Genomic DNA, 25,057 nt, shown 5'->3' on the forward strand with positions numbered 1-25,057 from the left:
TGGGCCATGAGGATCTCTCGGTCGACTTCGCCGTTCCCCTACGCTGGGCCCATGAGTGAACAGACCCCTCTGCCTGACTCGGGCCGAGTCCCCCTGCCCCCGCCGCCGTCAGACGACGAGATGCGGGCGACGAGTGAACGGATCGACGAGCTGACCCGGGTGTCCGAACTGCGGGGCATCGACGACACCGATGCCCAGGCCGACCTCTGGGACGCGCTCTTCGCCCTCGACCGCTGGTGGTTCATCGCGCGTGGTGAACTGCCCGACGTGCAGCCCCTGGTGGTCGACGTCGACGGACGTCTGATGGTCCTGGCCTTCACCTCGCCCGAGCGGGCGCGACAGCACGGCCTCGCGCGAGGACTGTCGGAGGATGAGGCGGGCCGGCTCCTCGCGCTGCCGTCGAGCGGCTTCGTCGACGATGCCGTCGCGCGTGAGCGCGCCGGCGTGTTCGGCGTGCTCTTCGACGTCGAGGGGAAGGGGCCCTACGCACCCCTGGGCGCACTCGACGCGATGCGAAGGTTCGGCCTGGATCGGCAGGCGCGGCGCTCGGCGGACGCCTCGGCATCGCCGCCGCCGGCGGCAGCCACGCCAGCGGCGACGGCATCGCCGGCAGCGCCGCCCGCCCCGATCCCGATCCCGGCCCCGTCGCCGGTCGGCCCGGACCGCTTCGCCCCGCCGACGGACGCACCGGTGCTCGTGGTCGCCCACGACGGTCGGCGGCTCCGGCGTCAGCTCGTCGGTACCGGGATCGGCGTCCTCCTCGCCCTCGCCCTGTTGGCCGCCCTCGTGACGTGGGCGATCACCAGCACGGCGCTCCTCTGGATCGTGGTCGCCCTCTGGCTCCTGCCGACGCTGTTGCCGATCGCGACGTTCTCCGAGTACGTCGGGGCCGCGCGTCGGCGGGGACGGCCGTCCCTGTCGGTCCACGCGTCCGCCGTCGTCATCGACGGCAGCGTCGTCGTGCCGTGGGACTCGGTCACCCGGGTGAGCTGGGTCGACGGGCCGGCCGGCAACCTCGCCGGTGCGGCCGGTCGGCCGATGAAACGTCTCTCGATCATCGCCCGCCTGTTCGCGATCGGTGACGGGAAACGGCTCGTCAACTTCCACCTGCGCGACCACGACGAGGTGCGCCGTCACGCCGGCAGCGAGGGGACGACCCGCCTGGTCGATCCGACCCGCGCGACGCCGTCGCTGCCGGCGGACGCCGCGCACGCCTACGTCGTCCTCACCGACGCCCTCGGGTCGACCGACTTCGCCGCCATGACCGTGGTGCTGCACCGCCTGGTCGAGGCCCGTGGGCTCGGCTGGTCCCGCGCGGCCGAGTAGGCCGCAGACCCTCGGGGAGTGCGGGTGGGGTCGCGTCGGGCACCGCCTGCGCTCCCGGACCACACCCGGCCGGCCGCCCTACGCTGGGGCGATGCCGAGCTCCGACCCGTCCGACCCCCGCCGCCCGTCGAGCCCTCGCGGCTCGTCCGGCACCGCCACGCTCACCTGGGGCGTCGTGCTGCTCGCGATCGCCGTGGTCGGGTCGCCGATCGGTGCGTCGGTGCTGCTCGTCGGACTCGTGGCGCCCGGCCGGCAGTCGTCCGTGGACGTCGTGGTCGCCCTGGCCGTGGTCGCCGTCCTCGTCGCCGGCGGCGTCGTGCTCGTGCGGATCGGGGTGGGTCAGCGCCGTCGAGCCCGACTCGCGAAGGTCGTCGACCGGGCCGCCCCGCCGGCGGGACCGATGCCGTCGACGCGCCCCGCGCCTCCTCGGGTCGCTCCCGGCAGCGCGGCACCGGTCGTCATGCCGCCTCCTGCGGTCGACGCGACGCCGGTGCGGACCACGGCCGTCGTGGTCGACGACCCGGTCGCCCTCTGGCGCTCGGCGTTCCGGCTCGAGGCCTGGTGGTTCGTCGACCGCGGCCCGGCCGGGGCCTCGAAGCCCTTCGCCGTCGTCGACGAGGGCACCCCGACCCTGCTCGCCTTCACCTCGCCCGAACGCGCCCGGGACGCCGCCCTCGCCCGCGGCCTCGACGCGTCGGCCGCCGACCGGCTGGTCTGGCGTGCGCCCGCCGACTTCGTGACGGACGTCGGCACCTACACGCGTGCCGGGTTGAGGCGGCTCGCGCTCGACCCCGACCAGCACGGGGCGTCCGGCACCCTCGCGGCACTGCCCGAGATCGCGCGGCTCGTCCGGCGCTGAGCTCCGGGCGCCCGCCGAGCATCACCGGGCATCCGGCCCAGTCAGTTCCAGCGGTAGCCGTGCTCGGGTCGGCCGGGGCTGCCGTACCGGGGTTCGCGGGTCGCCGCCCCCGTGTCGGCGAGGTGCTCGAGGTACCGGCGTGCGGTCACCCGCGACACCCCGGCGACGTCGGCCACCTCTCCCGCCGACGGTGACCCGCCTCGACGCAGCACCGCCACGACCTGCTCGAGCGTGCCCGGCGCGAGGCCCTTGGCGAGCGTCGGCGCGGGCGCCCGTCGCAGGGTGGCGAACCCCGAGTCGACGTCCGACTGGGTCACCTGCCCCTGCCCGGCGGCGAGCGACTCGCGGAACGACCGGTAGGCCCCGAGCCGGTCGGCGAAGGTCGCGAAGGTGAACGGCTTGATCAGGTACTGGACGATGCCGAGCGACACCGCCGTCCGCACGACGGCGGCGTCGCGCACGGCCGTGATCGCGATGACGTCCACGGTCGAGCCCGCCGCGCGCAGGGCCCGGCAGAGCTGCAGGCCGTGCGTGTCGGGCAGGTTCATGTCGAGCAGCACGAGGTCGAGGCCTGCTCCGTCGGGCCCGCCGGCCGTGCGGACCGCGTCGAGGGTTTCGCGTCCGTCGCGGGCGCGGCCCACCACCTCGAAACCGTCCAGCCGCTCGAGGTAGGCGACGTGCGCCTCCGCGGTCAGGGGCTCGTCCTCGACGACGAGCACGCGCACCCGGTCGCCGGACGAGGAGGCGCGGGTCACGACCGCACCCCGCCCCGACGTCGGGCGGTGGCGTCGGCGTCGTCCGGCCGTCGGTCGGGCAGCAGCACCGAGAAGGTGGTCCCGTCGGATCCCGTGGCGACGTCGAGCCGACCCCCGACCCGACCCACGGCCTGACGCACGAGCGCGAGGCCGATGCCGCGCCCGCCCGGCGCCGCCGGCTTCGTGCTGAACCCGCGGCGGAAGGCGAGCTCGACGTCGTCCAGCCCCGGACCGTCGTCCTCGACGTCGAGCTGGACGCCGCCCTCGATCCGGGCGACGGTCACCTCGACCCGCGGCGGCCGGGCCGGTCGGCCGGCGGGGTCGAGAGCGTCGGCGGCGAGCGTCGGCGCCACCGCGTCGAAGGCGTTGTCCATCAGGTTGCCCAGGATCGTGACGAGGTCCCCGGGCTCGACGTCGATCGTCCCGAGGTCGGGCTCGACGTCGACACGCAGCTCGATCGACCGTTCGCGGGCCTGCGCCGCCTTGCCGAGCAGCAGGGCGGCGAGCGTCGGCTCGTCGATCGAGGCCACGACCCGGTCGGCGAGCCGCTGGCCGAGGTCGAGCTCGTCGGCCGCGAACCGGAGGGCCTCGTCACCGCGCCCGAGCTCGATCAACGAGACGATGGTGTGCAACCGGTTCGAGAACTCGTGGGTCTGCGACCGCAGCGCGTCCGAGAGGGTGCGCATGGTCTCGACCTCGCCCGTGAGGTGGGTGAGCTCGGTGTGGTCGCGCAGGGTCGTCACCGTCCCGAGCGTGCGGCGGGAGCGCGGGCGGGCCGCGCCGGTCACCGACGCCGCGCCTCCTGCCGGTACCGCGCCTGCCCGACCGGTCGCGGGCGTCGGGCGGGGCGGGCCGTCGGTGGGCTCGGTGAGCTCCTGGTTGACCACGAGCACGCGGTCGTCGGTCACGTGCACCTCGTCGGAGGCGCGGCGTCCGGAGGCGAGCAGCTCGCGCAGCGAGGCGGGCAGTCGCAGCTCGGACAGCGGCACGGGCGCCGCGATGCCTCCCGGGGGCAGGTCGAGCAGTTCGGCCGCCTGGTCGTTGTAGAGCGTCAGCCGGCCACGGTCGTCGACGAGCACGAGCCCCTCACGCACCGAGTGCAGCACCCCTTCGTAGTAGGAGAACATCCGCGCGAGTTCTTCGGGGCCGCGACCCCAGGTCACCCGCCGCAGGTAGCGGCTGAGCAGCCACGAGACGACGCCACCGAGCAGCACGGTCGCCCCGGCGGCGGCGAACACGAGCGGCAGCCGCTCGCCGACCGACTGCGTGATGGTGTCGACCGTGACCCCGGCCGAGACGAGGGCGACGACCTCGCCGTCGCTCTCGATCGGCACCACCGCGCGCACCGAGGGGCCGAGGGTGCCGGCGTACGTCTCGGTGAACGAGTCCCCGCGCAGGGCCGGCGCGATCGTGCCGACGAACGGTCGGCCGATCTCGTCGGGGTCGGGGTGCGTCAGACGGGTGCGATCGGGTCGCATGATCGTGACGAAGTCGGTCGACGTGTCGCTCATCAGGGCCACGGCGTAGGGCTGCAGGCGGGCGCTCGGGTCGGACGTCCCGAGGGCGTCGACGACGTACGGGTTGTCGGCGATCGAGGTGGCGAGGGCCAGGCAGGCCCGCGCGGCCGAGCGGTCGGCGTCGTCGCGGGCCGAACGGACCGTCCACGCCGTCGCGAGCACGGTCACGGCGACGACGAAGACCACGAGCAGGGCGAAGAGCCGGGTGGCGATGCTCCACCGGGTGGGATCGACGGTCATCTCGGGCGGGCTCCTCGCTGCGCTGCGGCCGGGCTCCATCATGACGCACGACCGGCGCGACCAGTATGACCACAACGTCGACGCCCACCCGGCGACCGACCAGAGTCACGGCAACGAACCCCGCACGACCGTCGACGACGACGCCGCCGGTCACGAGCTCGAGGAAGACCCCCATGGCAAAGACGCACAAGGGCCCGCAGACCCCCACCCCCGGCGGAACGACGACGGCGGGCGGCGTCCGCGCCCGACGTCGGATCGACCGCTCGCACTGGCTCTACATCGCGGTGATCGTGGCCGTCGCGGCCGGCATCGTCGTCGGCCTCACAGCCCCCGAGGTCGCGGTGCAGCTCAAGCCGATCGGCACCGCCTTCGTGTCGCTGATCTCGATGATGATCGCGCCGGTGATCTTCTGCACCATCGTGCTCGGCGTCGGCTCGATCGCCAAGGCGGCGACCGTCGGCAAGGTCGGCGGGCTCGCGCTCGGCTACTTCATCGCGATGTCGACCTTCGCCCTGGCGATCGGCCTCGTGGTCGGCAACCTGATCCACCCGGGCGAGGGCCTGATGATCGGCTCGACCGGATACGAGGCGCCCGCCACCGAGGAGGCCGGTGGCACGGCAGGGTTCCTGCTCGGCATCATCCCCGAGACGCTCGTGTCGTCGCTCACCAGCGGCTCCATCCTGCAGACGCTGTTCGTGGCGTTGCTCGTCGGCTTCGCCTTGCAGCGCATGGGCGATCGCGGCACGACGATCCTCGAGGGCGTCCGCAACCTTCAGGTGCTGGTGTTCCGCATCCTCGCGATGATCATGTGGGTCGCCCCGATCGGTGCCTTCGGCGCCATCGCCGCGGTCGTCGGCGAAACGGGGGTCGCCGCCATCGTGGCGCTCGGCACCCTGATGGTCGCGTTCTACATCACCTGCATCCTGTTCGTCGCCGTCGTGCTCGGGACGATCCTCAAGCTCGCCACGGGCGTCAACATCTTCCGGGTGATGAAGTACCTCGGACGCGAGTACCTGCTGATCGTCTCGACGTCGTCGAGCGAGGTCGCTCTGCCCCGCCTCATCGCCAAGATGGAGCACCTCGGCGTCTCGAAGCCGGTCGTCGGCATCACCGTGCCCACCGGCTACTCGTTCAACCTCGACGGCACCGCGATCTACCTGACCATGGCGTCGCTGTTCATCGCCAACGCCATGGGCACGCCGCTCAACGTCGGCGAACAGGTCTCGCTGCTGCTCTTCATGATGATCGCGTCGAAGGGTGCCGCCGGCGTCACCGGCGCCGGCATCGCCACCTTGGCCGGCGGTCTGCAGGCACACCGCCCCGACCTGGTCGACGGCGTCGGTGTGATCGTCGGCATCGACCGGTTCATGTCCGAGGCGCGCGCCCTGACCAACTTCACCGGCAACGCCGTCGCGACGATCCTCGTCGGCACCTGGACCAAGCAGATCGACAAGGACCGTGTCGAGACCGTGCTGTCGGGTCGCGCGCCCTTCGACGAGGCGACCATGAACGCGGACGGGCACGGCGCCTCCTCGGCCTCGGCCTCGGACTCGGCCTCGGACTCGGCCGACCCGGCCGACCCGGCCGACCGGGCCGGCGCGCGCCTGCTCGACGGCCGCACGGGTGGGCTGGGCTCGCTCGAGGGCACCTCGCCCGACCGCATCTCGACCGGTTCGCTGCACGCCATGGTCGGCACCGACGGTCGCCGGGCCGACGAGCACCTCGCCGACGCCCCCGCGGGTGACGCGCGCCCCGACGACGAGCCCCGCCGGCGGTAGTCCGCCGGCCCGAGACCCCAGGAAGTCACCGAGACCCCCGTGCGCGCGCGGGGGTCTCGGTGACTTCCTGGGGTCTCGCCGTGCCTGGGCGATGCAGCGTGCAACATCCGTGTCGGAGGCGTACCGTCGCACCCGATGTGCGGTCACGCCCCGCGGTCAGAGCCGACCGACCGGGCCCCGCAGGACGGAGCCACCATGCTCGCCGGACGCCTCGACGTCACCACCCGCCACTTCTCGGTCACCGAGGTCCCCACCCCCGACGCCGGCCCGGGGCAGGTGCGCATCGCCGTCGCCGCCGCCGGCGTGTGCCTCAGCGACGTGCACCTGATCCAGGGTTCGCTCACGCCGTTGAACCTGCCCGGCGACACCGTCACCCTCGGCCACGAGGTCGCGGGCACCGTCGACCAGGTGGGCGAGGGTGTCACGCACGTCGCCGTCGGCGACCGCGTGCTGCTGCAGGCCGGAGAAGAGCGCGACGGGCAGGTCTTCACCCGCGGCGTCGACTACGACGGCGGCTGGGCCGAGTTCGCTGTGGCCCGCGCCGACACGGTCGTGCCGATCCCCGACTCCCTGCCGTTCGAGCAGGCCTGCTTCATCCCCGACGCCGTGTCGACACCGTGGGCGGCGCTCACCACGACGGCCGACACTCGGCCCGGCACGGCGGTCGGCGTCTGGGGCATCGGCGGCCTCGGCGCCCACGCCGTGCAGCTGCTCGCCCTGCTCGGGGCCGCGCCGATCATCGCCGTCGACCCCCTGCCCGGTGCGCGGGACCGGGCCCTCGACTTCGGCGCCGACCTCGCGCTCGACCCCGCCGACCCGGACTTCGCGACGGCGCTCGGCCGCGCGACCGGTGGCCGGGGCCTCGCCCGGGCCTTCGACTTCGCCGGCGTGCCCGCCGTGCGGGAGCAGGCCATCGCCTGTCTCGGGTACCGCGGACGCCTGACGCTGGTCGGTCTGTCGGACAAACCGATCACGATCACCGACGGCACGAAGTTCAGCTTCCTGCAGCAGCAGGTCCTCGGCCACTACGGCTCCGAGCCCGCCGACGTCACCACGCTCGTCGCCCTGGCGGCCCGGGGGAGGCTCGACTTCTCGAAGTCGGTCAGCGCGACCGTGCCGCTGATCGAGGCCGAGCGGGCGGTCCAGATGCTCGAGCGCAAGGAAGGCGACCCGATCCGGATCGTGCTGGTCCCGTGAGCGACGCGACCCGCGCCTCCTCGGCTCCGAACGACGGCGACGATCGCCCCGCCGAGCACGTCGACCTGCTCGTCGTCGGGGCCGGTCTCTCCGGAGTCGGGGTGGCGGCGCAGTTGCACCGGGACTTCCCCGGACGCAGTCTGGCCGTCGTCGAGGCGCGCGACGCGGTCGGGGGCACCTGGGACTTGTTCCGGTACCCGGGCGTGCGTTCGGACAGCGACATGTTCACCCTCGGCTACGGGTTCCGCCCCTGGCGGGACGCTCGCGCGATCGCGCCGGGCGCCGCGATCCGGGATTACGTCCGCGACACGGCCGACGAGACGGGCATCGCCGAGCTGATCCGGTTCGGGCACCGGGTCGTCGCCGCCGACTGGTCGTCGGCCGACGCCCGATGGACCCTGACGATCGAGGTCGGGAGCACGGCCGGGCCGGGCGGGTCGCCCGCCGCCGCCGACGCGTTGAGCGAAGGAGGCGCGGGTGCCGCCCCGGCGTCCCGTCGCGTCACGATCACGTGCTCGTTCTTGTTCGTGTGCTCCGGCTACTACCGCTACGACGAGGGCTGGTCGCCCGCGTTCCCGGGGCAGGAGTCGTTCGCCGGTCGCGTCGTGCACCCCCAGCACTGGCCCGAGGACCTCGACGTCGCCGGGAAGCGCGTCGTCGTCATCGGATCGGGAGCGACGGCGGTGACGCTGGTGCCCGCCCTCGCCGAGAGTGCCGAGCAGGTGGCGATGCTGCAGCGGTCGCCGACCTACGTGCTCTCGCTTCCCTCGCGTCGGAAGGAGCCCCGGGCCTGGCGTCGGCTGCTGCCGCAGGGCGTCGACGACCGGCTGATCCGGTGGCGCAGCATCGGCATGGCTCTGCTCAGCTTCCAGACGAGTCGACGGTCGCCCGAGAAGATGAAGGCGTTCCTTCGGGCCCAGGTGGCCCGGCGCCTGCCGGACGACTTCGACGTCGACCGGCACTTCCAGCCGAGCTACGACCCGTGGGACCAGCGCCTCTGCATCACCCCGGACGGGGCCCTGTTCCGGGCGCTGCGCTCGGGGTCGGCGTCGATCGTGACCGACGACATCGACTCGTTCACGCCCGGCGGCGTCCGGGTCGCGGGTCGCGACGGCCAGCGGGCTCACGAGGTGCCCGCGGACGTCGTCGTCACGGCCACCGGGCTCAACCTGCTGTTGTTCGGCGGCATGCGGTTGTCCGTCGACGGGGTCGAGGTCGATCCGGCGACGCGGCTGACCTACAAGGGATTCATGCTGTCGGGGGTGCCGAACCTCGCGTTCGCGATCGGCTACACGAACGCGTCGTGGACGTTGAAGATCGACCTCGTCGTGCACTACGTCGCCCGTCTGCTCCGTCACGCCGATCGCCACGGGTTCCGATCCGTCGTGCCGATCGCGCCGGAGCGGCCGGGGCCGACGAGCCCGCTGATCGACCTGACGAGCGGGTACGTGTCACGAGGGGTGCACCTGATGCCCCGACAAGGGTCGCGGTCACCCTGGCGGATGCACCAGAACTACCCGCGCGACGTCTGGCTGATGCGACACAGCACCCTGACCCGTGACGGCATGCAGTTCGGCCGGTGATGCTCGTCGACGGCTGAGCGGCCCGCGGCGTCGCCCCGGCGTCGTGCCCGGTGTCGTGCCCGTCGTCGCCTGCGGCCCGGGGGCCTCGGACGAGGACGGCGGACTCAGCCGACCACCGCGAGGGCGAAGGGCAGGACGGCGGGGGCACCGGCGCGGCGCAGCTCCCGCCCGGCCACCGTGAGCGTCCAGCGGCTGTCGACCAGGTCGTCGACGAGCAGCACCGGCCCGGTCACCTCGGCGAGGGCCGTGCCCAGTTCGGGGCCGATCTCGAACGACTGCCAGACGTCGGCCAATCGGTAGACGCTGTTGCCGCCCTGGCCTCGACCGGCCGAGGGGCGGGCGCTGCCGAGCGTGCCGAGCAGCGGCAGCCGCCCAACGGTGCTGATCGCCTCGGCGAGCGAACCGACGAGCTGCGGCCGTGACGTCGACGGCATCGCCACGACGCCCACGGGCCGTTCGGCCCACGGCCACTCCTTCAGGACACGGACGACCCCGTCGAGCAGGTGCTTCGACAGCGGAGCGTCGGGGGCGTTCGCCGCGAAGACCTCGCGCAGCGTGTTGCCCCAGCCGAGGTCGGTCAGTCGGGCGAGCGCACGACCCGGCTCGACCCGTTCGCCGTCGGGGATCTTGCCCTTGACGGCCACCCCGGCCCGGTCGGCCCCCGTGGGCCACTGAGCCCGGGGGTCGATCTCGACGCCGACCCGGTCGAGCGTGCTCGCGGCCGAGGTGGCCGCCTCGCCGGCGATGTCGGTCGGGTACCAGGTGCCCGCGCAGACGTCGCACCGCCCGCAGGGTTCGGCGGCCGGGTCGTCGAGGTCGACCTGCAGCATCTGCATGCGGCAGGTCTCGCCGCGTTCGAACGCGAGCATGGACTCTTGCTCGGCCACCCGGGCGGCGGCGATGCGGTCGTAGCGTTCAGCGTCGTAGACCCAGGGCTCGCCCGTGCTGACCCAGCCGCCCTGCACCCGGCGGACGGCGCCGTCGACGTCGAGCACCTTGAGCATGAGTTCGAGCGGTGTGCGTTTGACGTCGACCCGCGCCTCGAGGGCGGGCGTCGAGAGTGGCGTCTCGCTCAGCTCGGCCAGCACGGCCGCCGCCCGTGCCTCGGACGGCATCGAGGCCGTGGCGAAGTACTGCCAGATCTCGGCGTCCTCGGTGCCGGGCAGCAGCAGGACGTCGGCGTTGTCGGTCGCGCGACCCGCACGCCCGATCTGCTGGTAGTACGCGACCGGCGACGACGGCGCGCCGAGGTGGATCACGAAGCCGAGGTCGGGCTTGTCGAAGCCCATGCCGAGGGCGCTCGTCGCGACCAGGGCCTTGAGGTCGTTGCCCTTGAGGCGCTGTTCGAGCTGTTCGCGTTCTTCGGGGTCGGTACGTCCCGAGTACGACCGCACGTCGTGCCCGGCCTCGCGCAGCAGGCGGGCGGTGTCGTCGGCTGCCGAGATGGTGAGCGTGTAGATGATGCCGCTGCCGGGCAGGTCGGCGAGGTGGCTGAGCAGCCAGCCGAGGCGGTCGCGCGACGTCGGCAGCTGCAGGACCCCGAGACGCAGGGAGGCGCGCGCCAGTGATCCGCGGATGGTCAGGACCTCGTCGCCCGGCCCCACGGCGAGTTGCTCGGCGACGTCGGCCACGACGCGGGCGTTGGCCGTGGCGGTCGTGGCGAGGACGGGCACGCCCGCGGGCAGGGTGCGGATGAGGTCGGCGAGGCGACGGTAGTCGGGTCGGAAGTCGTGGCCCCAGTCCGAGATGCAGTGCGCCTCGTCGACGACGAGCATGCCGAGCCGGGCGATGAGGACGGGCAGCTGCTCGTCGCGGAACCGCGGGTTGTTGAGTCGCTCGGGGGAGACGAGCAGAACGTCGATCTCGTCGTCGACGAGCTGCTGCTGGACGTCGGACCACTCGTGGGCGTTCGCCGAGTTGACCGCGACGGCCCGCACCCCGGCCCGGGCGGCGGCGGCCACCTGGTCGCGCATCAGGGCGAGCAGGGGCGACACGAGCAGGGTCGGGCCGGTGCCGCGTCGGCGCAGCAGCAGGGTGGCGATGAAGTACACCGCGGACTTGCCCCACCCGGTGCGCTGCACGACGAGGGCCCGACGGCGATCGGCGACGAGGGCCCGGATGGCCTCGAGCTGCCCGTCGTGGAAGACGGCGTCGTCGCGCCCCGTGAGCGCGCGCAACAGTTCGAGGGCCTCGGCGTCGATGTCGGTCGCGGTGCTCGTCGGTGTCATGGGCCCATGGTCGCAGAGCCCACCGTCACCCGCTTGACGGACGGAGGGCGCGACCACCCGTCACCGGGTGGTCGCGCCCTGGGGACGAGACGAGGAGGGCGGGTCAGCCCGCCGAGGAGTCCGAGCCCGGCTCGGCCGGGGGAGTCGCACGCTTGCCCAGCTCGACCGCGACGAACGAGGCGACGACTCCGGCGACGAGGGCGAAGACCGTTCCGCCGGCGCCCCACGACTTCTTGCCGAAGAGCTGGTCGACCGACGGGCCGCCGGGGCCGGAGGCCAGGGCTGCGGCGGCGGCGATCAGGACGGCGTTGTACTCGTAGCCGCCCTCGGTCACCCAGGGGCCCTTGGCGAGGTGCACCTTGCGGACGGCGGTGACCATCGTGCCGACGATGCCGGCGGCGGCGAGCGGTGTCGCCGCACCGAGGGCGAGGGCGGCGCCACCGGCGGTCTCGGTGACGGCGACGAGACGGGCGTTGCGCGCTGCGGGGTGCATTCCCGTGCCGGCCATCATCTGCTCGGTGCCGGCGAGGCCCGGCCCGTCGAAGGCGCCGGTCAGCTTCTGGAGTCCGTGGCCGACGAAGAAACCGCCGACGGTCAGGCGGAGGAGGGTGGATGCGAGGCTCATGCACCGTTCCTACCCGGTGTGGGCCCTCACCGTCCGCGGTGGGGGTGTCCGGTCCGCCCGCTCGTGTCAGGATCGGTAGATGCGCGCCGTTCAGTACGACCAGTTCGGGTCGGTTCCGACCATCGTCGACCTCCCGGCACCCGTGCCGCCGGCTCACGGCGTCGTGGTCCGCGTCGCGGCCACGGGGGTGTGCCGGAGCGACTGGCATGCCTGGAAGGGCCACGACGACTCGGTGCGCCTTCCGCACGTGCCGGGTCACGAGTTCGCGGGCGTGGTGACGGCCGTCGGCGTGGACGTCGCCCGGGTCGTCGTGGGGACCCGCGTGACGGCCCCCTTCGTCTTCGCGTGCGGCACGTGCGACCAATGCCGTGCCGGTGCCACCCAGGTGTGTTCCCGTCAGCAGCAGCCCGGCTTCACGCTTCCCGGGTCGTACGCCGAGTCCCTGGTCGTCCCGCACGCCGACGTGAACGTCATCGCCCTGCCGGACGAGGTCGGATTCGTCGAGGCGGCGGCGCTCGGCTGCCGATTCGGCACGGCGTACCACGCGCTGCACGCCCGGGCGCGGGTCGAGGCGGGGGAACGGGTGGCCGTCTTCGGCTGCGGTGGAGTGGGTCTCTCCGCGGTCGCCGTGGCGGTCGCCGCCGGCGCGCGGGTGGTGGCGTCGGACATCTCGCCCGCCGCCCTCGAGCGGGCCGCCGCCCTCGGTGCAGAGGTCGTCCCGATGGACGATCTCGCCGTCGACCGGGTGCGAGCCCTCACCGGCGGAGGGGCAGACGTGGCGCTCGACGCGTTCGGCAGCCGGGTGACGTCGGCGGCGTCCGTGGCGTCCCTCCGGCCGAGGGGGCGGCACGTCCAGGTGGGCCTGCTGCTCGACGACGAGGCCGCCCCGGTGATCCCGATGGGGCGGGTGATCGCGGACGAGCTCGAACTGCTCGGAAGCCACGGCATCTCGGTCGGCGAGTACGCCGCGATGATCGACGACGTCGTCGCGGGTCGACTGCGGCCGCAGGAGTCCATCGGCCGGACGATCGCCTTCGACGACCTGCCCGACGCCTTGGCCGCCATGGATCGACCGGCGGTCACGGCCGGCATGACGGTGGCGGTGTTCTGACCGGACCTACCTCAGCCGCCGCAGGTCGGTGATGCTCAGCCAGATCAGGCAGAGCATGCCGATCGGCGTGACGTACGAGCCCGCCTGTCCGGGGAGAATGGCCCCATGACTGCTCTCCAGGGAATCGACGTCGCGGCCGAACTCCGACAGGTGACCGAGCATTGGACGCCTCGGGTCGTCGGGCAGGTCAACGACCAGTACGTGAAGGTCGCGAAACTGCTCGGCGAACTCGTCTGGCACGCCCACGACGCCGAGGACGAGATGTTCCTCGTCGTCTCGGGCACCCTGCGCATCCAGCTTCCCGACGACCACGAGGTGGTGCTCACCCCGGGCCAGTTCTACGTCGTCCCGCGGGGCGTGCAGCACAACCCCGTCGCCGACGAGGAGGTCGAGATCGTCCTCGTCGAGACCACCACGACGGCCCACACCGGTGACGTCGTCGTCGACCGCACCGTGCCCGTCGACCGCCAGGTCGGCGACTTCCGCTGAGCCGACGACGCCCGCCCCGGCGCTCGCCGACTCGGGCGCTCGCCCGACCGATCGTCCCCCGGTGGGCCCCGGCTCAGCGGATGTCGCGCACGAACGCGGTGATGTCGGCCGCGAGCAGCTCGGGTTCTTCGTGTGGTGCGAAATGCCCACCCCGCGGCATCTCCGTGTAGCGGACGACGTCATGGGTCCGTTGTGCCCAGCGACGCGGGGGATGCACCAGATCGTGGGGGAACACGGCGAGTGCGGTCGGGACGGTCACCCGGGTCACCGGAGTCGTGTGTCCGGCGGCGTGCTCCCAGTAGGGGCGGAGGGCGGTGGACGCCGAGCCGGTGAACCAGTACAGCGAGGCGAGCTCGAGGAGGTAGTCGTCGCTGAACCGCGTCGAGACGTCGCCGCCGCAGTCGCTCCACGCCCGGTGCTTCTCCAGCAGCCACGAGAGCAGGCCGACGGGTGAGTCCGACAGGGCGGGTGCGAGGGTGAGCGGGCGGGTCCGTTGCTGGTGCTCGTAGGCACCCTCGGTCGCCGACCACGAAGCGACCTCGTCGAGGTAGGCGCGTTCCTCGGGCGTGAGACCGGCGGGGTCGTACTCCGGGGGAGAGCCGACGGCGAGCAGGTGGATGCCGGCCACCGCCTCGGGGTGGCTCTGAGCGAGACGTGACGTGATGCCTGCCCCGAGGTCGCCTCCGTGGGCGACGTACCGCGAGAACCCCAGCTCGTCGCTCATCAGTCGGTGCCACAGCTCGTGCGTCTGGTCGCCGACGGTCGGCCGTGGCGGTGAGAACGGGAACCCGGGCAGCGCGGGGACGACGACCGTCATCGCGTCGTCGGGATCGCCTCCGTGCTCGGACGGTCGCGATAGTCGCCGAGCGAGGTCGACCAGCTCCAGTGCCGTGCTCGGCCAGCCGTTGGTCAGCACCACGGGTAGCCGCTTCGAGTCCTCACCGTCGAATCGCAGGTACGACAGCGGGGTGCCGTCCAGGTCGACCGAGCCCCAGGGCAGCGAGGCCATCCGGCGCTCGCGGGCTCGCCAGTCGAAGCCGGTGACCCAGTGCCGCGCGAGCCGGCGCAGTTCGTGCTCGTCGGTGCCCGCCTCCCAGGCGTCCACGGGCCAGCCGGTCGCCCACCGGGTCGACCGGACACGGTCGAGGAGGTCGGTCAGGTCGGCATCCGACACGGTGAGGTGCATGCCGCCCATCTTCCCGCGATCAGGCCGTCGCCCCCGAGGAGGCGCGGGGCGCGTTCCCGAGGACGGCGCGAGCCACCGTGTCGACGGCGTCGAGGACGAGGGCGTCCCGGGCGGCGGCGTCGTCCCGCTCGGATTCGTGCAGGAAGACCGTCGTGCCGCGCCGGGCGCCGACGTAGTCGACGATCCCGCTGGGCACTCGTCGGCAGGTTCCGGCCGGACAGGGCAGGTCGCGGTGGGGCGGGGCGGGGCAGGCTAGCCGCCGCGCGTCCACGCCGCGACGAGCGAGACGGCGTGGGCGTACGCGGCCAGCCGGGGCCGGTTCAAGAAGGCGTGGCGGGTGCCCGGCAGGACGTGGTGCCGCACGTCGACCCCCGCGTCGGCGAGCTCGACGGCGAAGAGGTCGCCCGAAGCGCGCATGTTGTCGCGCTCGGCGTTCACCACGAGGGTCCGGGGAAAGCCCGAGAGGCCGTGACCGCCGGGGAAGGCGAGACGGTCGGCCAGGGCGCTCCGTGAGCCGGCGTAGTTCAGGTTCATCGCGTCGAGGGCCCACCTCGCGTGGCTGAGGCCACGGTGACCACGGGACCGGTGGTGCGCCTCCGCCACCCGGGGGTGTGCGGCGTGGAAGAAGCCGTAGGCGAAGACGGCGCCGATCGGAGGGCGACCGTCGTCGATCGTTCGGAGGGTGGCCGCCGCGGCCAGACACGCCCCCGCACTCGCGCCTCCCACGATCACTCCCTCGCTCGACCGGTCGCCCACCTCGCCGTACGCCGAGAGCACGTCCTCCAGCGCCAGCGGGTATCGCCCGCGGGACGGCATCAGCTGCCGCGCGGCGGGACCGAGCCCCGGGGGAGGCGCGAGACGGTAGTCCACCGTCGCGACCCTCACCCCGCGTGCGGCGAGCGACCGCGCGACGTCGTGCGCCTCCGGCTGGTCGAGCCCTCCGCGGAAGAACCCGCCCCCGTGAAGCCAGAGCAGCGTCGGACCGGGCGAGCCCGTCGACCCCGGCCACGGCTCGTACCAGCGGACGGGCACGACGGACCCGACGGGGACGGTGCCGCTCACGCCGGGTCGACCGCGTCGCCGGGCAGGATGAGCAGGTCGAGATGGTCCTGCAGCTGCCGCACCACGTCGATCCGCCCCGGGTCGAGCAACCACTGCAGCTGGATGCCGTCCCACAGGGCCACGAGCCCGGACGCCGCACGGTCGGGGTCGACCCCGGGGCGCAACCGGCCCCGCGCCTCCAGTGCTCGCAGGGCGTCGCCGTACTCGGCACGCAGACGCTCGAAGCGCTCGCGGACGTAGTCGCTGCCGGGGTTGCCGGTCGTGACCGCCTCGCCCGCCAACACCGCGTACGACGCGATCAGCCCGGGCACCGTCTCGTTGTGCCGAGCCTGCCCGAGGACGGTCTCGACCAGACCCCCACGGTCCGGAGGCGCGGCCGAGCGGTCCGAGACCGCGTCGCGTCGCTCGAGCACGGCGAGCAGCAGGGCGCTCTTCGACGGGAAGTAGTGCAGCAGGCTCGTCTGGCTCATGCCGACCACCTCGGCCACGTCACGGAGAGAGCCGCCGACGTAACCCTTCGTCGAGAACACCTCGAAGGCCGCGTCGACGATCGACGCCCGCCGCTCGGCCGACTTCGCGTACGGGCCGCGACGCGCGGGACGAGCGGAGCCGGACGGGCCCGATCCTCCGGCCCCCGAGGCGCTCGCGGGAGGGCCGATGGTCGTCATGATCGGCCACTCTACGACCTCTCAGACACCCCGCAGGTGAAAATCGAACGACCACTCGAATTTGTGTTAGCGTCGCTCACGCCACGGCCCCACGACGAAGTGAGATGAACATGAGCCCGATTTCCCGACGGCAGTTGCTCGGCCTGGGGGTGACCGCCGGCGCCACTGCCATGCTCGCCGGCTGCGCCACACCCGGGACGACCTCCGTGAACTCCCTGCCGACCATCCCCGCGGCCGACGGCCCCGTCAAGCTGCAGTACTGGGCCTGGCTCAAGGGCCTCGACCAGGTCACCGCCCTCTACAACAAGAGCCAGTCTCGCGTGCAGGTCGAGACCGTCTTCATCCCCGGTGGCAACGCGGGCGGCTACCAGAAGCTGTACTCGGCGCTCGCCGCGGGGGCCGGGCCCGACATCGCCCAGGTCGAGCTGCGGTCGCTGCCCGAGTTCCTGCTCGCCAACGGCGTCGTCGACCTCAAGCGCTACGGCGCCGAGCAGTACGCGGACCTCTACGACCCCACGCTCTGGAACCAGGTCAGCTACACCGACGGCATCTACGCGATCCCGCAGGACAGCGGCCCGATGGGCATGTTCTACCAGCCCGCCGTCTTCGACACGGTCGGCGCCGCCGTCCCCACCACGTGGGACGAATGGGCCGCGGTCGGCACCGAACTGAAGGGGGCCGGCGTGCTGATGGACTCGTTCCCCCTCGCCGACGCCTCGCTCTTCGCCGCGTACGCCACCCAGGCCGGTGCCTCGTGGCTGCGCGCCGAGGACGACGGCTGGGTCATCGACATGACCGACGAGGCGACCCTCACCGTCGCCCGCTTCTTCGACAAGGCGATCGACGACGGCATCGTCACGACCGCCTACGGCGCCTACACGCCGGCCTGGTTCTCGGCCGCCAGCGCGGGCACCATCGCGTCGGTCGCGACCGGCTCGTGGGGCGACGCCCTGATCGAGGGCGTCAGCGGCGCCGAGGGCAAGTGGAAGTGCGCCCCGCTGCCGACCTGGCAGACGGGCTACGCCTCGAGCTTCCTCGGTGGCTCCACCGCGGCGATCCTGGCGAACAGCAAGCACCCGCAGGAGGCGCTCGACTTCGCGGTCTGGATGACCACGACGCCCGAGGGCATCAACGCCCTGATCGAGTTCTGCGGCATCGGCTGGTCGCCGGCGCGCGACGTCGTCGGCTCGCTTCGTGAGCAGCCCAGCCCGTTCTTCAGCGGTCAGAACTACAACCAGGAGGTCTTCGTGCCCGCCACGAAGGAGTCGTCGCAGAACCAGGACTGGAGCTGGTGGCCCATCACCCAGCAGTCCTTCAACATCTTGAGCGACGGCTTCCGCGGCAAGGCGTCGGGCGGCACGCTCGTCGACGCCGTGGCGCAGGCCGAGAAGGACATCATGGCCGTCTTCCAGAACAAGGGCCTCACCATCCGGAAGGCGAACGCATGAGCGCCGCGACCGACACGCGGCCCGAGGCCGTGACCGACTCGACCCGCGCCTCCTCGGGTCCTCGCCGCAGCAGCTCGAAGGGCGCCGTCAAGCGGGCGCCCTGGGTGCTGCTCGCGCCGTTCCTGGCGCTGTTCGCGCTGACCTTCGTGATCCCGATCGTCATCGCCGTCTTCTCGAGCTTCACCAAGGTCACCCGCAGCGGCCTGTTCGGAGAGGGCGGTGTGACCAGCGGGTTCGCCGGCTTCGACAACTACGCGCAGGTGCTCGGCGACCCCAACTTCGTCGCCTCCATCGGCCGCATGTTCCTGTTCGGCATCGTCCAGGTGCCGGTCATGCTGATCCTCTGCACCGTGCTCGCGCTGCTGCTCGAGTCGGCGTCGGCGAAGTGGCCGGGCGTGTTCCGGGCCGCGTACTTCCTGCCGTACGGCGTGCCCGGCGTCATCGCGACCATCCTCTGGTCGTTCCTCTACGTGCCCGGTCTCAGCCCGATCATCGACATCGGCGAGGTCTTCGGCGTCACCCCCGACTTCCTCGGCGCGAACACCGTGCTCTGGTCGATCGCGAACATCGTGACCTGGAGCTACACGGGCTACAACATGCTGATCATCATCGCCCAGCTGAAGTCGATCCCGGTCGAGCTGTACGAGGCCGCCAAGGTCGACGGCGCCTCCTCGCTGCGCGTCGCGTTCAGCATCCAGCTGCCGCTGATCCGCCCGGCCCTGCTGCTCACCGCGGTCTTCTCGATCATCGGCACCCTGCAGCTGTTCGCCGAGGCCCAGGTGCTGCAACGCGTCTCGCCGGCGATCGACAGCCAGTACACGCCGAACCTCAGCGCGTACACCACGGCCTTCGCCTACAACGACTACAACGTCGCGGCCGCCCAGTCGGTCCTGATCGCCCTCGTCGCGTTCGCGCTGTCGATCACGTTCCTCAGCATCACGAACAGGAAGCAGAAATGAGCCTCTCGACGAAGGGTGCCGAGCACGCCACCGAGACCGAGTCCATCGTGACGGCGCAGGGTCGCGGCCGCGGTGCCGACGTGCCCGCCCGCCGACGTGCCCGCAGCGCGGGCCCCGACCGCACGGCCGGTCGCTCGAAGGCGTCCACCATCATCGTCACGGCGATCCTGGTCGTCGTCGCGCTGTACTTCCTCGTGCCGGTCTACTGGGTCGTCGTCGCGGCGACCAAGACCACGCCCGACCTGTTCGGCACGTTCGGCTTCTGGTTCGCGCCGACGTTCTCGCTCTGGGACAACCTCGGCCAGGTGCTGACCTACGGCGACGGCATCTTCGTGCGCTGGGTGCTCAACTCGGTGCTCTACGCCGGCGTCGGTGCCCTGATCGCGACGTACTTCGCCGCGGCCGGCGGCTACGCCCTCGCCAAGTACGAGTTCCGCGGACGCAACGTCGTCTTCGGCACCATCCTCGGCGGCGTGCTCGTGCCCGGCACCGCCACGGCCCTGCCCCTCTTCCTGCTGTTCAGTCAGATGGGTATCGCCAACACCTACTGGAGCGTGCTGCTGCCGTCGCTCGTGTCGCCGTTCGGCCTGTTCCTCTGCCGCATCTACGCGCAGGCCACGGTCGACACGTCGCTGATGGAGGCCGCCCGCCTCGACGGCGCCAGCGAGCTGCGCATCTTCCACACCCTGGGACTGCGCATCCTCACCCCGGCGCTCGTCACGGTGTTCCTGTTTCAGCTCGTGGGCATCTGGAACAACTACTTCCTGCCCCTGGTCATGCTGAGCGACGTCGACAAGTTCCCCGTCACGCTCGGCCTCAACAACTGGCTCAGCCAGACCGACCGCCTGCCCGAGTTCTACCAGCTGACGACCGGCGGCGTGCTGCTGTCGATCATCCCGCTGGTCATCGCCATGGTCGTCCTCCAGCGCTTCTGGCGCGGCGGCCTCACCGAAGGAAGCGTCAAGTGACCCCCAGCACCACCACCACTCCCGCCGTCACCCCCGACTACCTCACCGACACCGGCCCCGGGCAGGGCGCGCGCACCCCGGCGCGCTCCTGGCTGCACACCGACGCCCCGACCCTCTCGCTCGACGGCACCTGGTCGTTCCGCCTGCTGCCCGGTGCCCCCGGCACGCTCGGCGGCCGCGGCGTCCTGCCCGAGGGCGAGCCCGTCGACGGCGTCGGCGCGGTCGACCTCGACGACTCGTCCTGGGGCGAGATCGAGGTGCCGTCGCACTGGGTGCTCGGCGGTGACGGCTTGCGCGGTGCCCCGATCTACACCAACGTGCAGTTCCCGTTCCCGACCGAGCCGCCCTTCGTGCCCGACGCGAACCCGACGGGCGACCACCGCCGCAGCTTCGAGCTGCCGTCGACCTTCGACGGAGCCGAGCGCGTGCTGCTGCGCTTCGACGGCGTCGAGTCGCGCTACGTGGTGTGGCTGAACGGCGTCGAGATCGGCATGGGCGTCGGCAGCCGCCTCGCGCAGGAGTTCGACGTCACCGACGCCCTGCACCCGGGCGAGAACGTGATCGCGGTGCGCGTGCACCAGTGGTCGGCGTCGAGCTACGTCGAAGACCAAGACCAGTGGTGGCTGCCCGGCATCTTCCGCAGCGTCACGCTGCAGGCACGCCCGGTCGGCGGCCTCGACGACGTCTGGCTGCAGACGCCGTTCCACGGCACGGCCGGCCAGGGCCGAGGAGGCGCGGCGATCGTCCCCGAGATCACCGCCGGCGAGGCCGCGTACCCGGTCACGCTCTCGGTGCCGGAACTCGGCGTCGAGGTCACCTGGGCGACCGCCGCCGACGTCGCCCCGGTCCCGCTGGACGCGGTCGAGCCGTGGAGCGCCGAGACCCCGCGCCTCTACGACGCGACCGTCTCGAGCGCGGACGGCGCCGAGACGATCTCGCTGCGCCTCGGCTTCCGCACCGTCCGCATCGTCGGCGACCAGTTCGAGGTCAACGGCCGTCGCGTCGTCTTCCACGGCGTCAACCGCCACGAGACCCACCCCGACCGCGGCCGCGTCTTCGACGAGGAGTGGTCGCGCCGCGACCTCGCCCAGATGAAGCGGTTCAACGTGAACGCGATCCGCACCTCGCACTACCCGCCGCACCCGCGCCTCCTCGACCTCGCTGACGAGCTGGGCTTCTGGGTCGTCCTCGAGTGCGACCTCGAGACCCACGCCTTCGAACGCCAGGAGTGGATCGGCAACCCCAGCGACGACCCGGCCTGGCACGACGCCTACGTCGACCGCATGGTCCGTACCGTCGAGCGCGACAAGAACCACCCGAGCATCGTCATGTGGTCGCTCGGCAACGAGGCGGGCACGGGCCACAACCTCGCGGCGATGTCGGCCTGGACGCACGCCCGCGACGGCGGTCGTCCCGTCCACTACGAGGGCGACTACACGGGCGCCTACACCGACGTCTACTCGCGCATGTACTCGTGGATCGACGAGACGCGCGCCATCGGCTCGGGTGATGAGTCCGTCACGCTGCTGGGCTGCACGCCGGCCGAGGCCGCGCGTCAGCGTTCGAAGCCCTTCGTGCTCTGCGAGTACGTCCACGCCATGGGCAACGGTCCCGGGGCGATCGACGAGTACGAGGACCTGGTGGACGCCTACCCGCGCCTGCACGGCGGTTTCGTCTGGGAGTGGCGCGACCACGGCCTGCGCACGCACACGGCCGACGGCGTCGAGTACTTCGGCTACGGCGGCGACTTCGGCGAGGTCGTCCACGACGGCAACTTCGTCATGGACGGCATGGTGCTGAGCGACGACACCCCGTCGCCCGGCCTGTACGAGTGGGCCCAGGTCGTCGCCCCGATCCGCCTGCGCTTCGAGTCGCCCACGGTCGACGGCGCGCCGGTGCTCGTCGTGTCGAACCTGCGGCACTCGGCCGACGCCTCCGACGTCGTCTTCCGCTGGGTCGCCTCCCACGACGGCGAGGAGGCGCGCTCGGGCACCCTCGACGTGGTCGGCCTCGAGGGCGGCGCGCTGGCCGCCCATGAGACGGTGTTCGTCTCGCTGCCCGAGGTGCCCGTGTCGGGCACCGGCGAGACCTGGCTCACGGTGACGGCCGAGCTGGCCGACGCCACCGTGTGGGCGGACGCCGGTCACGTGCTCTCGACCCAGCAGCTCGACCTCACGCCGGCACCGGTGCCGGTCGCGACACCCCGCCCCGCGGTCGTGGGTGACAGACGCGACCGCGCGGCCCGCGCCTCCTCGGGGCGCGTCGAGCTCGGCCCGGCGGTGTTCGACGACGGGCGACTGGTCTCGCTGGCCGGACGTCCGGTCGACGGGGCCCGCCTCGAGCTGTGGCGCGCACCGACCGACAACGACCGCGGCGAGTGGATGACGCCGAAGGACCGCGACCGCGACGTGATGCGCAACCGCCACCGCGTCGACCTGTACGAGGTCGGCGTGCTGCCGAGTTCGCAGGACACCTGGTTGCTGGCCGGGCTCGACCGCCTGACCGCACGCGTCGAGTCGGTGAGCGTCGCCCCGGGCTCGGTCCGGGTGCGCACCCGCTACGCCGCCGCCGACACGCGCAACGCGGTGACGACCGACGAGCAGTGGCAGCTCGTCGGCGACGACCTCTGGTTGTCGGTCGACATCGTGCCGACGGGGTGGTGGGACATGGTCTGGCCCCGCGTCGGCGTGCGATTCGACCTGCCGGGTGACGTGGACCAAGCCTCGTGGTTCGGCACCGGGCCGCGCGAGTCGTACCCGGACAGCCGCCACTCGGCGTTCGTCGGGCGCTACGAGTCGGGCGTCGACGAGCTGTCGGCCGGGTACGCACGCCCGCAGGAGACGGGGCACCGCAGCGACCTGCGCACCCTCGACCTCGGGCCGGCCGGCCAGCCGTGGCTGCGGGTCGAGGCCGTGCCGAGCGCCACGGGCGAACGCCCCGGCTTCACGCTGAGCCGTCACACGGCCCAGCAGATCGGCGTCGCCGAGCACCCGCACGAGCTGCCCGCGAGCGAGCGCACCTACCTGTACCTCGACGCCGGCCAGCACGGCGTCGGGTCGCGGGCGTGCGGGCCGGACGTGGCCTCGCGGCACGTGCTGCGCCCGGGTGCGCACCAGCTGCGACTGAAGTTCAGCGCGCTGTAGCCGACTGCCGCCGCGAGAACGGGCGGGTCCGTGTCGGACGGGCGTCTCAGGACGCCCGGTCCGGCCCGACCCGCCCGTTCGGCGTGCCGCCCGTTCGGCGTGCCGCCGGGGCGGCGACGTGCTCAGCCGGCGCGGCGGGTGGCGCGGACGATCACGTCGGCCACGTGCCAGACGTCCCCGTCCGGGCCGGTCATGTCGCGTGGTCGCACCTCGGCCACCTCGACCTGCCACGAGTCGGGGGAGAGCCTGCCGACCACCTCGTCGACGGTGAACAGCATGCCAGGATCGCCGTGCCTGCCGGCCCCGAGCGGCAGGGCGTCGGCGTCGTGCCCGACGATCAGCAGGGTGCCGCCCGGTGCCACGCCGTCGGCCAGCGCGGGGAACAGGCGCTCACGGTCGGCGAGCGGCAGGTGCATGAAGTGCGCCGTGACGAGATCGAAGGAGGCGCGGGTCGGGCTCCACACCGTCAGATCCGCCTGCTGCCAGGTGGCGTGCGCGGGGTCGACGTCCTCCCGCTCGCGGGCGAGGGCGGCCGCCTTGTCGAGGGCGTTCTGCGAGATGTCGACGCCGGTGACCTGCCAGCCCCGCGCGGCGAGCCAGAGGGCGTCGCCGCCCTCTCCGCTGCCGACGTCGAGCGCACGACCGGGGGTCAGGGGAGTGGCCTCGGCCACGAGGGCGGCGTTGGGGCGGCCGCTCCAGGCACGGCCGGGCTGCCCGTAGCGGTCCTCCCAGTAGTCGCGGTCGTAGACGGGGCGGCGGTGACCGTCGTGCTGGTGCTGGTGCTGGTGCTGGTGCTCAGGCTGCTGCTGCTGCTGCTGCTCCGACTCGCTCATGCGTCGATCCTCTCTCCGGCGCGGAGGGCGGCGACGGACGCCGCGACCTCCGCCGTGACCAGGTCCATGTTGATCGCGGCGCCGGCTATCGTGCCCGCCGCGGCCGCCGCGACGACCTGCGCCATCGGCTCGGTGACGTTGCCCGCCACCCACACCCCGGGGACGGCCGACCGGCCGGTGAGCGGCTCGACGGTCGCGAGGTGTGTGCCGACGCCGGCGGGGTGCTCCGTCGCCTCGAGTCCGAGGTCGGCCACGAAGTCCGCTCGGGAGCGCACCCGGGCCATGACGGCCAGCGCACCGACGGCGACCGTGCGACCGTCGACGAGCGTCACACCGGTCAGGGCGTCGGCCTCGACCCGCAACCGCGCGACCGGGCCGTCGACCACCGTGACCCCGCGGGCCCGCAGCTGCTCGGCCTGCTCGTCGTCGGGCGTGAACGACTCGTTCGTGAAGAGCACGATGTCGCGGCTCCACTGCCCGAAGAGCAGGGCCTGGTGCATCGCGAACGGGCTCGTGGCCAGCACGCCGATCACGCGGTCCTGCACCTCCCAGCCGTGGCAGTACGGGCAGTGCACGGCGTCGCGGCCCCAGCGTTCGGCGAGGCCGTCGACGGCGGGCAGCTCGTCGACGAGCCCCGAGGTGACGAGGAGGCGCCGGGCACGCACCTCGGACGCGTCGCCACCCGGGCTCGTGACGGTCACGACGAAGGGTGCGTCGGAGTCGTCGTCGCGGCGGACGCCGGTCACGGTGCCCGACACGATCGCGCCTCCGTACGCTTCGACCTCTGCTCGGCCGAGGCGGGTGAGTTCGCGCGGGGCGACCCCGTCGCGGGTGAGGAACGCGTGGACGCCCTCGGCGGGTGCGTTGCGGGGCCGGTCGTCGTCGACGACGAGCACGTCGCGACGGGCGCGGGCCAGCGAGAGCGCGCCGCTGAGCCCGGCGGCGCCTCCGCCGATCACGACGACGTCGTGGACGGTGTGGACCGGGTGGGTGTTCTGGTTCATGGTGTGACCTCCTGACCCGATCCTGCGACCTCGAACGTCAGTCTGGCAATCTCCGTTGCCGAAGTGGCAAGATGGCGG

21 protein-coding genes are annotated in these 25,057 nt (G+C 72.7%); 11 read left to right on the forward strand and 10 right to left on the reverse strand.

The window, feature by feature from the left end; all coding sequences use genetic code 11:
- Nucleotides 1-51 precede the first annotated feature (51 nt).
- Both SJY14_RS08360 and SJY14_RS08365 read left to right on the forward strand, forming a co-directional pair.
- Nucleotides 52-1,326 (forward strand): hypothetical protein, encoded by a 1,275-nt coding sequence (locus SJY14_RS08360; protein WP_396598675.1) that lies wholly within the window; start codon nt 52-54, stop codon nt 1,324-1,326.
- Nucleotides 1,327-1,417: 91 nt separating this feature from the next.
- Complete coding sequence (locus SJY14_RS08365) at nt 1,418-2,185, forward strand: hypothetical protein (RefSeq protein WP_396598676.1); 768 nt, start codon at nt 1,418-1,420, stop codon at nt 2,183-2,185.
- A 41-nt stretch (nt 2,186-2,226) separates the two neighbouring features.
- On the opposite strand, the gene SJY14_RS08370 is transcribed toward SJY14_RS08365, so the two are convergent.
- Together SJY14_RS08370 and SJY14_RS08375 are read right to left on the reverse strand one after the other, a co-directional pair.
- Entirely contained in the window at nt 2,227-2,940 is a 714-nt protein-coding gene (locus SJY14_RS08370) for a response regulator (RefSeq protein WP_396598677.1), read from the reverse strand.
- Entirely contained in the window at nt 2,937-4,697 is a 1,761-nt protein-coding gene (locus SJY14_RS08375) for an ATP-binding protein (protein WP_396598678.1), read from the reverse strand. Before SJY14_RS08375 ends, SJY14_RS08370 begins: the two co-directional genes overlap by 4 nt.
- 173 nt (nt 4,698-4,870) lie before the next feature.
- On the opposite strand from SJY14_RS08375, the gene SJY14_RS08380 reads away from it, so the two are divergent.
- The 3 genes from SJY14_RS08380 (at nt 4,871) to SJY14_RS08390 (ending at nt 9,255) form a co-directional block, all read left to right on the forward strand.
- The gene (locus SJY14_RS08380) at nt 4,871-6,475 is read left to right on the forward strand and encodes a cation:dicarboxylate symporter family transporter (RefSeq protein WP_396598679.1); all 1,605 of its coding nucleotides are present in this window, start codon (nt 4,871-4,873) and stop codon (nt 6,473-6,475) included.
- A 195-nt stretch (nt 6,476-6,670) separates the two neighbouring features.
- Nucleotides 6,671-7,672 (forward strand): zinc-binding dehydrogenase, encoded by a 1,002-nt coding sequence (locus SJY14_RS08385; protein ID WP_396598680.1) that lies wholly within the window; start codon nt 6,671-6,673, stop codon nt 7,670-7,672.
- The gene (locus SJY14_RS08390) at nt 7,669-9,255 is read left to right on the forward strand and encodes a flavin-containing monooxygenase (protein ID WP_396598681.1); all 1,587 of its coding nucleotides are present in this window, start codon (nt 7,669-7,671) and stop codon (nt 9,253-9,255) included. Before SJY14_RS08385 ends, SJY14_RS08390 begins: the two co-directional genes overlap by 4 nt.
- A gap of 104 nt (nt 9,256-9,359) precedes the next feature.
- Here the strand turns inward: SJY14_RS08390 and SJY14_RS08395 are convergent, their stop codons facing one another.
- Both SJY14_RS08395 and SJY14_RS08400 read right to left on the reverse strand, forming a co-directional pair.
- The gene (locus SJY14_RS08395; RefSeq protein WP_396598682.1) at nt 9,360-11,483 is read right to left on the reverse strand and encodes a RecQ family ATP-dependent DNA helicase; all 2,124 of its coding nucleotides are present in this window, start codon (nt 11,481-11,483) and stop codon (nt 9,360-9,362) included.
- Between the two features lie 103 nt (nt 11,484-11,586).
- On the reverse strand, nt 11,587-12,108 hold the full coding sequence (locus SJY14_RS08400; RefSeq protein ID WP_043594835.1) for a DoxX family protein: 522 nt from the start codon (nt 12,106-12,108) through the stop codon (nt 11,587-11,589).
- Nucleotides 12,109-12,187: 79 nt separating this feature from the next.
- Here SJY14_RS08400 and SJY14_RS08405 point away from each other — a divergent pair, with 79 nt between their 5' ends.
- Nucleotides 12,188-13,219 carry an alcohol dehydrogenase catalytic domain-containing protein gene (locus tag SJY14_RS08405; RefSeq protein WP_396598683.1) on the forward strand — a complete coding sequence of 344 codons (1,032 nt, stop codon included), beginning with the start codon at nt 12,188-12,190 and terminating at the stop codon, nt 13,217-13,219.
- A gap of 105 nt (nt 13,220-13,324) precedes the next feature.
- A complete protein-coding gene (locus tag SJY14_RS08410) occupies nt 13,325-13,708 on the forward strand; it encodes a cupin domain-containing protein (protein ID WP_396598684.1) in 384 nt (127 codons plus the stop codon).
- Between the two features lie 73 nt (nt 13,709-13,781).
- Here SJY14_RS08410 and SJY14_RS08415 read toward each other — a convergent pair whose 3' ends face one another.
- The 4 genes from SJY14_RS08415 to SJY14_RS08430 are packed head-to-tail and all read right to left on the reverse strand — an operon-like array spanning nt 13,782 to nt 16,624.
- Complete coding sequence (locus SJY14_RS08415) at nt 13,782-14,894, reverse strand: epoxide hydrolase family protein (RefSeq protein ID WP_396598685.1); 1,113 nt, start codon at nt 14,892-14,894, stop codon at nt 13,782-13,784.
- A gap of 19 nt (nt 14,895-14,913) precedes the next feature.
- A complete protein-coding gene (locus SJY14_RS08420; protein WP_396598686.1) occupies nt 14,914-15,090 on the reverse strand; it encodes a hypothetical protein in 177 nt (58 codons plus the stop codon).
- Nucleotides 15,091-15,146: 56 nt separating this feature from the next.
- Nucleotides 15,147-15,956 carry an alpha/beta hydrolase gene (locus tag SJY14_RS08425; RefSeq protein ID WP_396598687.1) on the reverse strand — a complete coding sequence of 270 codons (810 nt, stop codon included), beginning with the start codon at nt 15,954-15,956 and terminating at the stop codon, nt 15,147-15,149.
- On the reverse strand, nt 15,953-16,624 hold the full coding sequence (locus SJY14_RS08430) for a TetR family transcriptional regulator (RefSeq protein WP_396598688.1): 672 nt from the start codon (nt 16,622-16,624) through the stop codon (nt 15,953-15,955). Before SJY14_RS08430 ends, SJY14_RS08425 begins: the two co-directional genes overlap by 4 nt.
- A gap of 110 nt (nt 16,625-16,734) precedes the next feature.
- On the opposite strand from SJY14_RS08430, the gene SJY14_RS08435 reads away from it, so the two are divergent.
- Genes SJY14_RS08435 through SJY14_RS08450 form a run of 4 tightly spaced genes read left to right on the forward strand, consistent with a single transcriptional unit; the run spans nt 16,735 to nt 23,142 of the window.
- Nucleotides 16,735-18,072 carry an ABC transporter substrate-binding protein gene (locus SJY14_RS08435; RefSeq protein ID WP_071255521.1) on the forward strand — a complete coding sequence of 446 codons (1,338 nt, stop codon included), beginning with the start codon at nt 16,735-16,737 and terminating at the stop codon, nt 18,070-18,072.
- A complete protein-coding gene (locus SJY14_RS08440) occupies nt 18,069-19,031 on the forward strand; it encodes a carbohydrate ABC transporter permease (RefSeq protein WP_054146539.1) in 963 nt (320 codons plus the stop codon). The genes SJY14_RS08435 and SJY14_RS08440 overlap by 4 nt, the downstream gene beginning before the upstream one ends.
- Nucleotides 19,028-19,999 carry a carbohydrate ABC transporter permease gene (locus tag SJY14_RS08445; protein ID WP_396598689.1) on the forward strand — a complete coding sequence of 324 codons (972 nt, stop codon included), beginning with the start codon at nt 19,028-19,030 and terminating at the stop codon, nt 19,997-19,999. The genes SJY14_RS08440 and SJY14_RS08445 overlap by 4 nt, the downstream gene beginning before the upstream one ends.
- Nucleotides 19,996-23,142, forward strand: a complete 3,147-nt coding sequence (locus SJY14_RS08450; protein ID WP_396598690.1) for a glycoside hydrolase family 2 TIM barrel-domain containing protein — start codon at nt 19,996-19,998, stop codon at nt 23,140-23,142. Before SJY14_RS08445 ends, SJY14_RS08450 begins: the two co-directional genes overlap by 4 nt.
- A gap of 122 nt (nt 23,143-23,264) precedes the next feature.
- Here the strand turns inward: SJY14_RS08450 and SJY14_RS08455 are convergent, their stop codons facing one another.
- Nucleotides 23,265-23,975: a bifunctional 2-polyprenyl-6-hydroxyphenol methylase/3-demethylubiquinol 3-O-methyltransferase UbiG gene (locus SJY14_RS08455; protein WP_071255440.1), complete on the reverse strand. Its 711-nt coding sequence runs from the start codon at nt 23,973-23,975 to the stop codon at nt 23,265-23,267.
- A complete protein-coding gene (locus tag SJY14_RS08460; protein ID WP_396598691.1) occupies nt 23,972-24,979 on the reverse strand; it encodes an NAD(P)/FAD-dependent oxidoreductase in 1,008 nt (335 codons plus the stop codon). The genes SJY14_RS08455 and SJY14_RS08460 overlap by 4 nt, the downstream gene beginning before the upstream one ends.
- Between the last annotated feature and the right edge of the window lie 78 nt (nt 24,980-25,057).

The sequence above is a fragment of the Frigoribacterium sp. R86507 genome (assembly GCF_044597695.1).
Classification (GTDB): domain Bacteria; phylum Actinomycetota; class Actinomycetes; order Actinomycetales; family Microbacteriaceae; genus Frigoribacterium.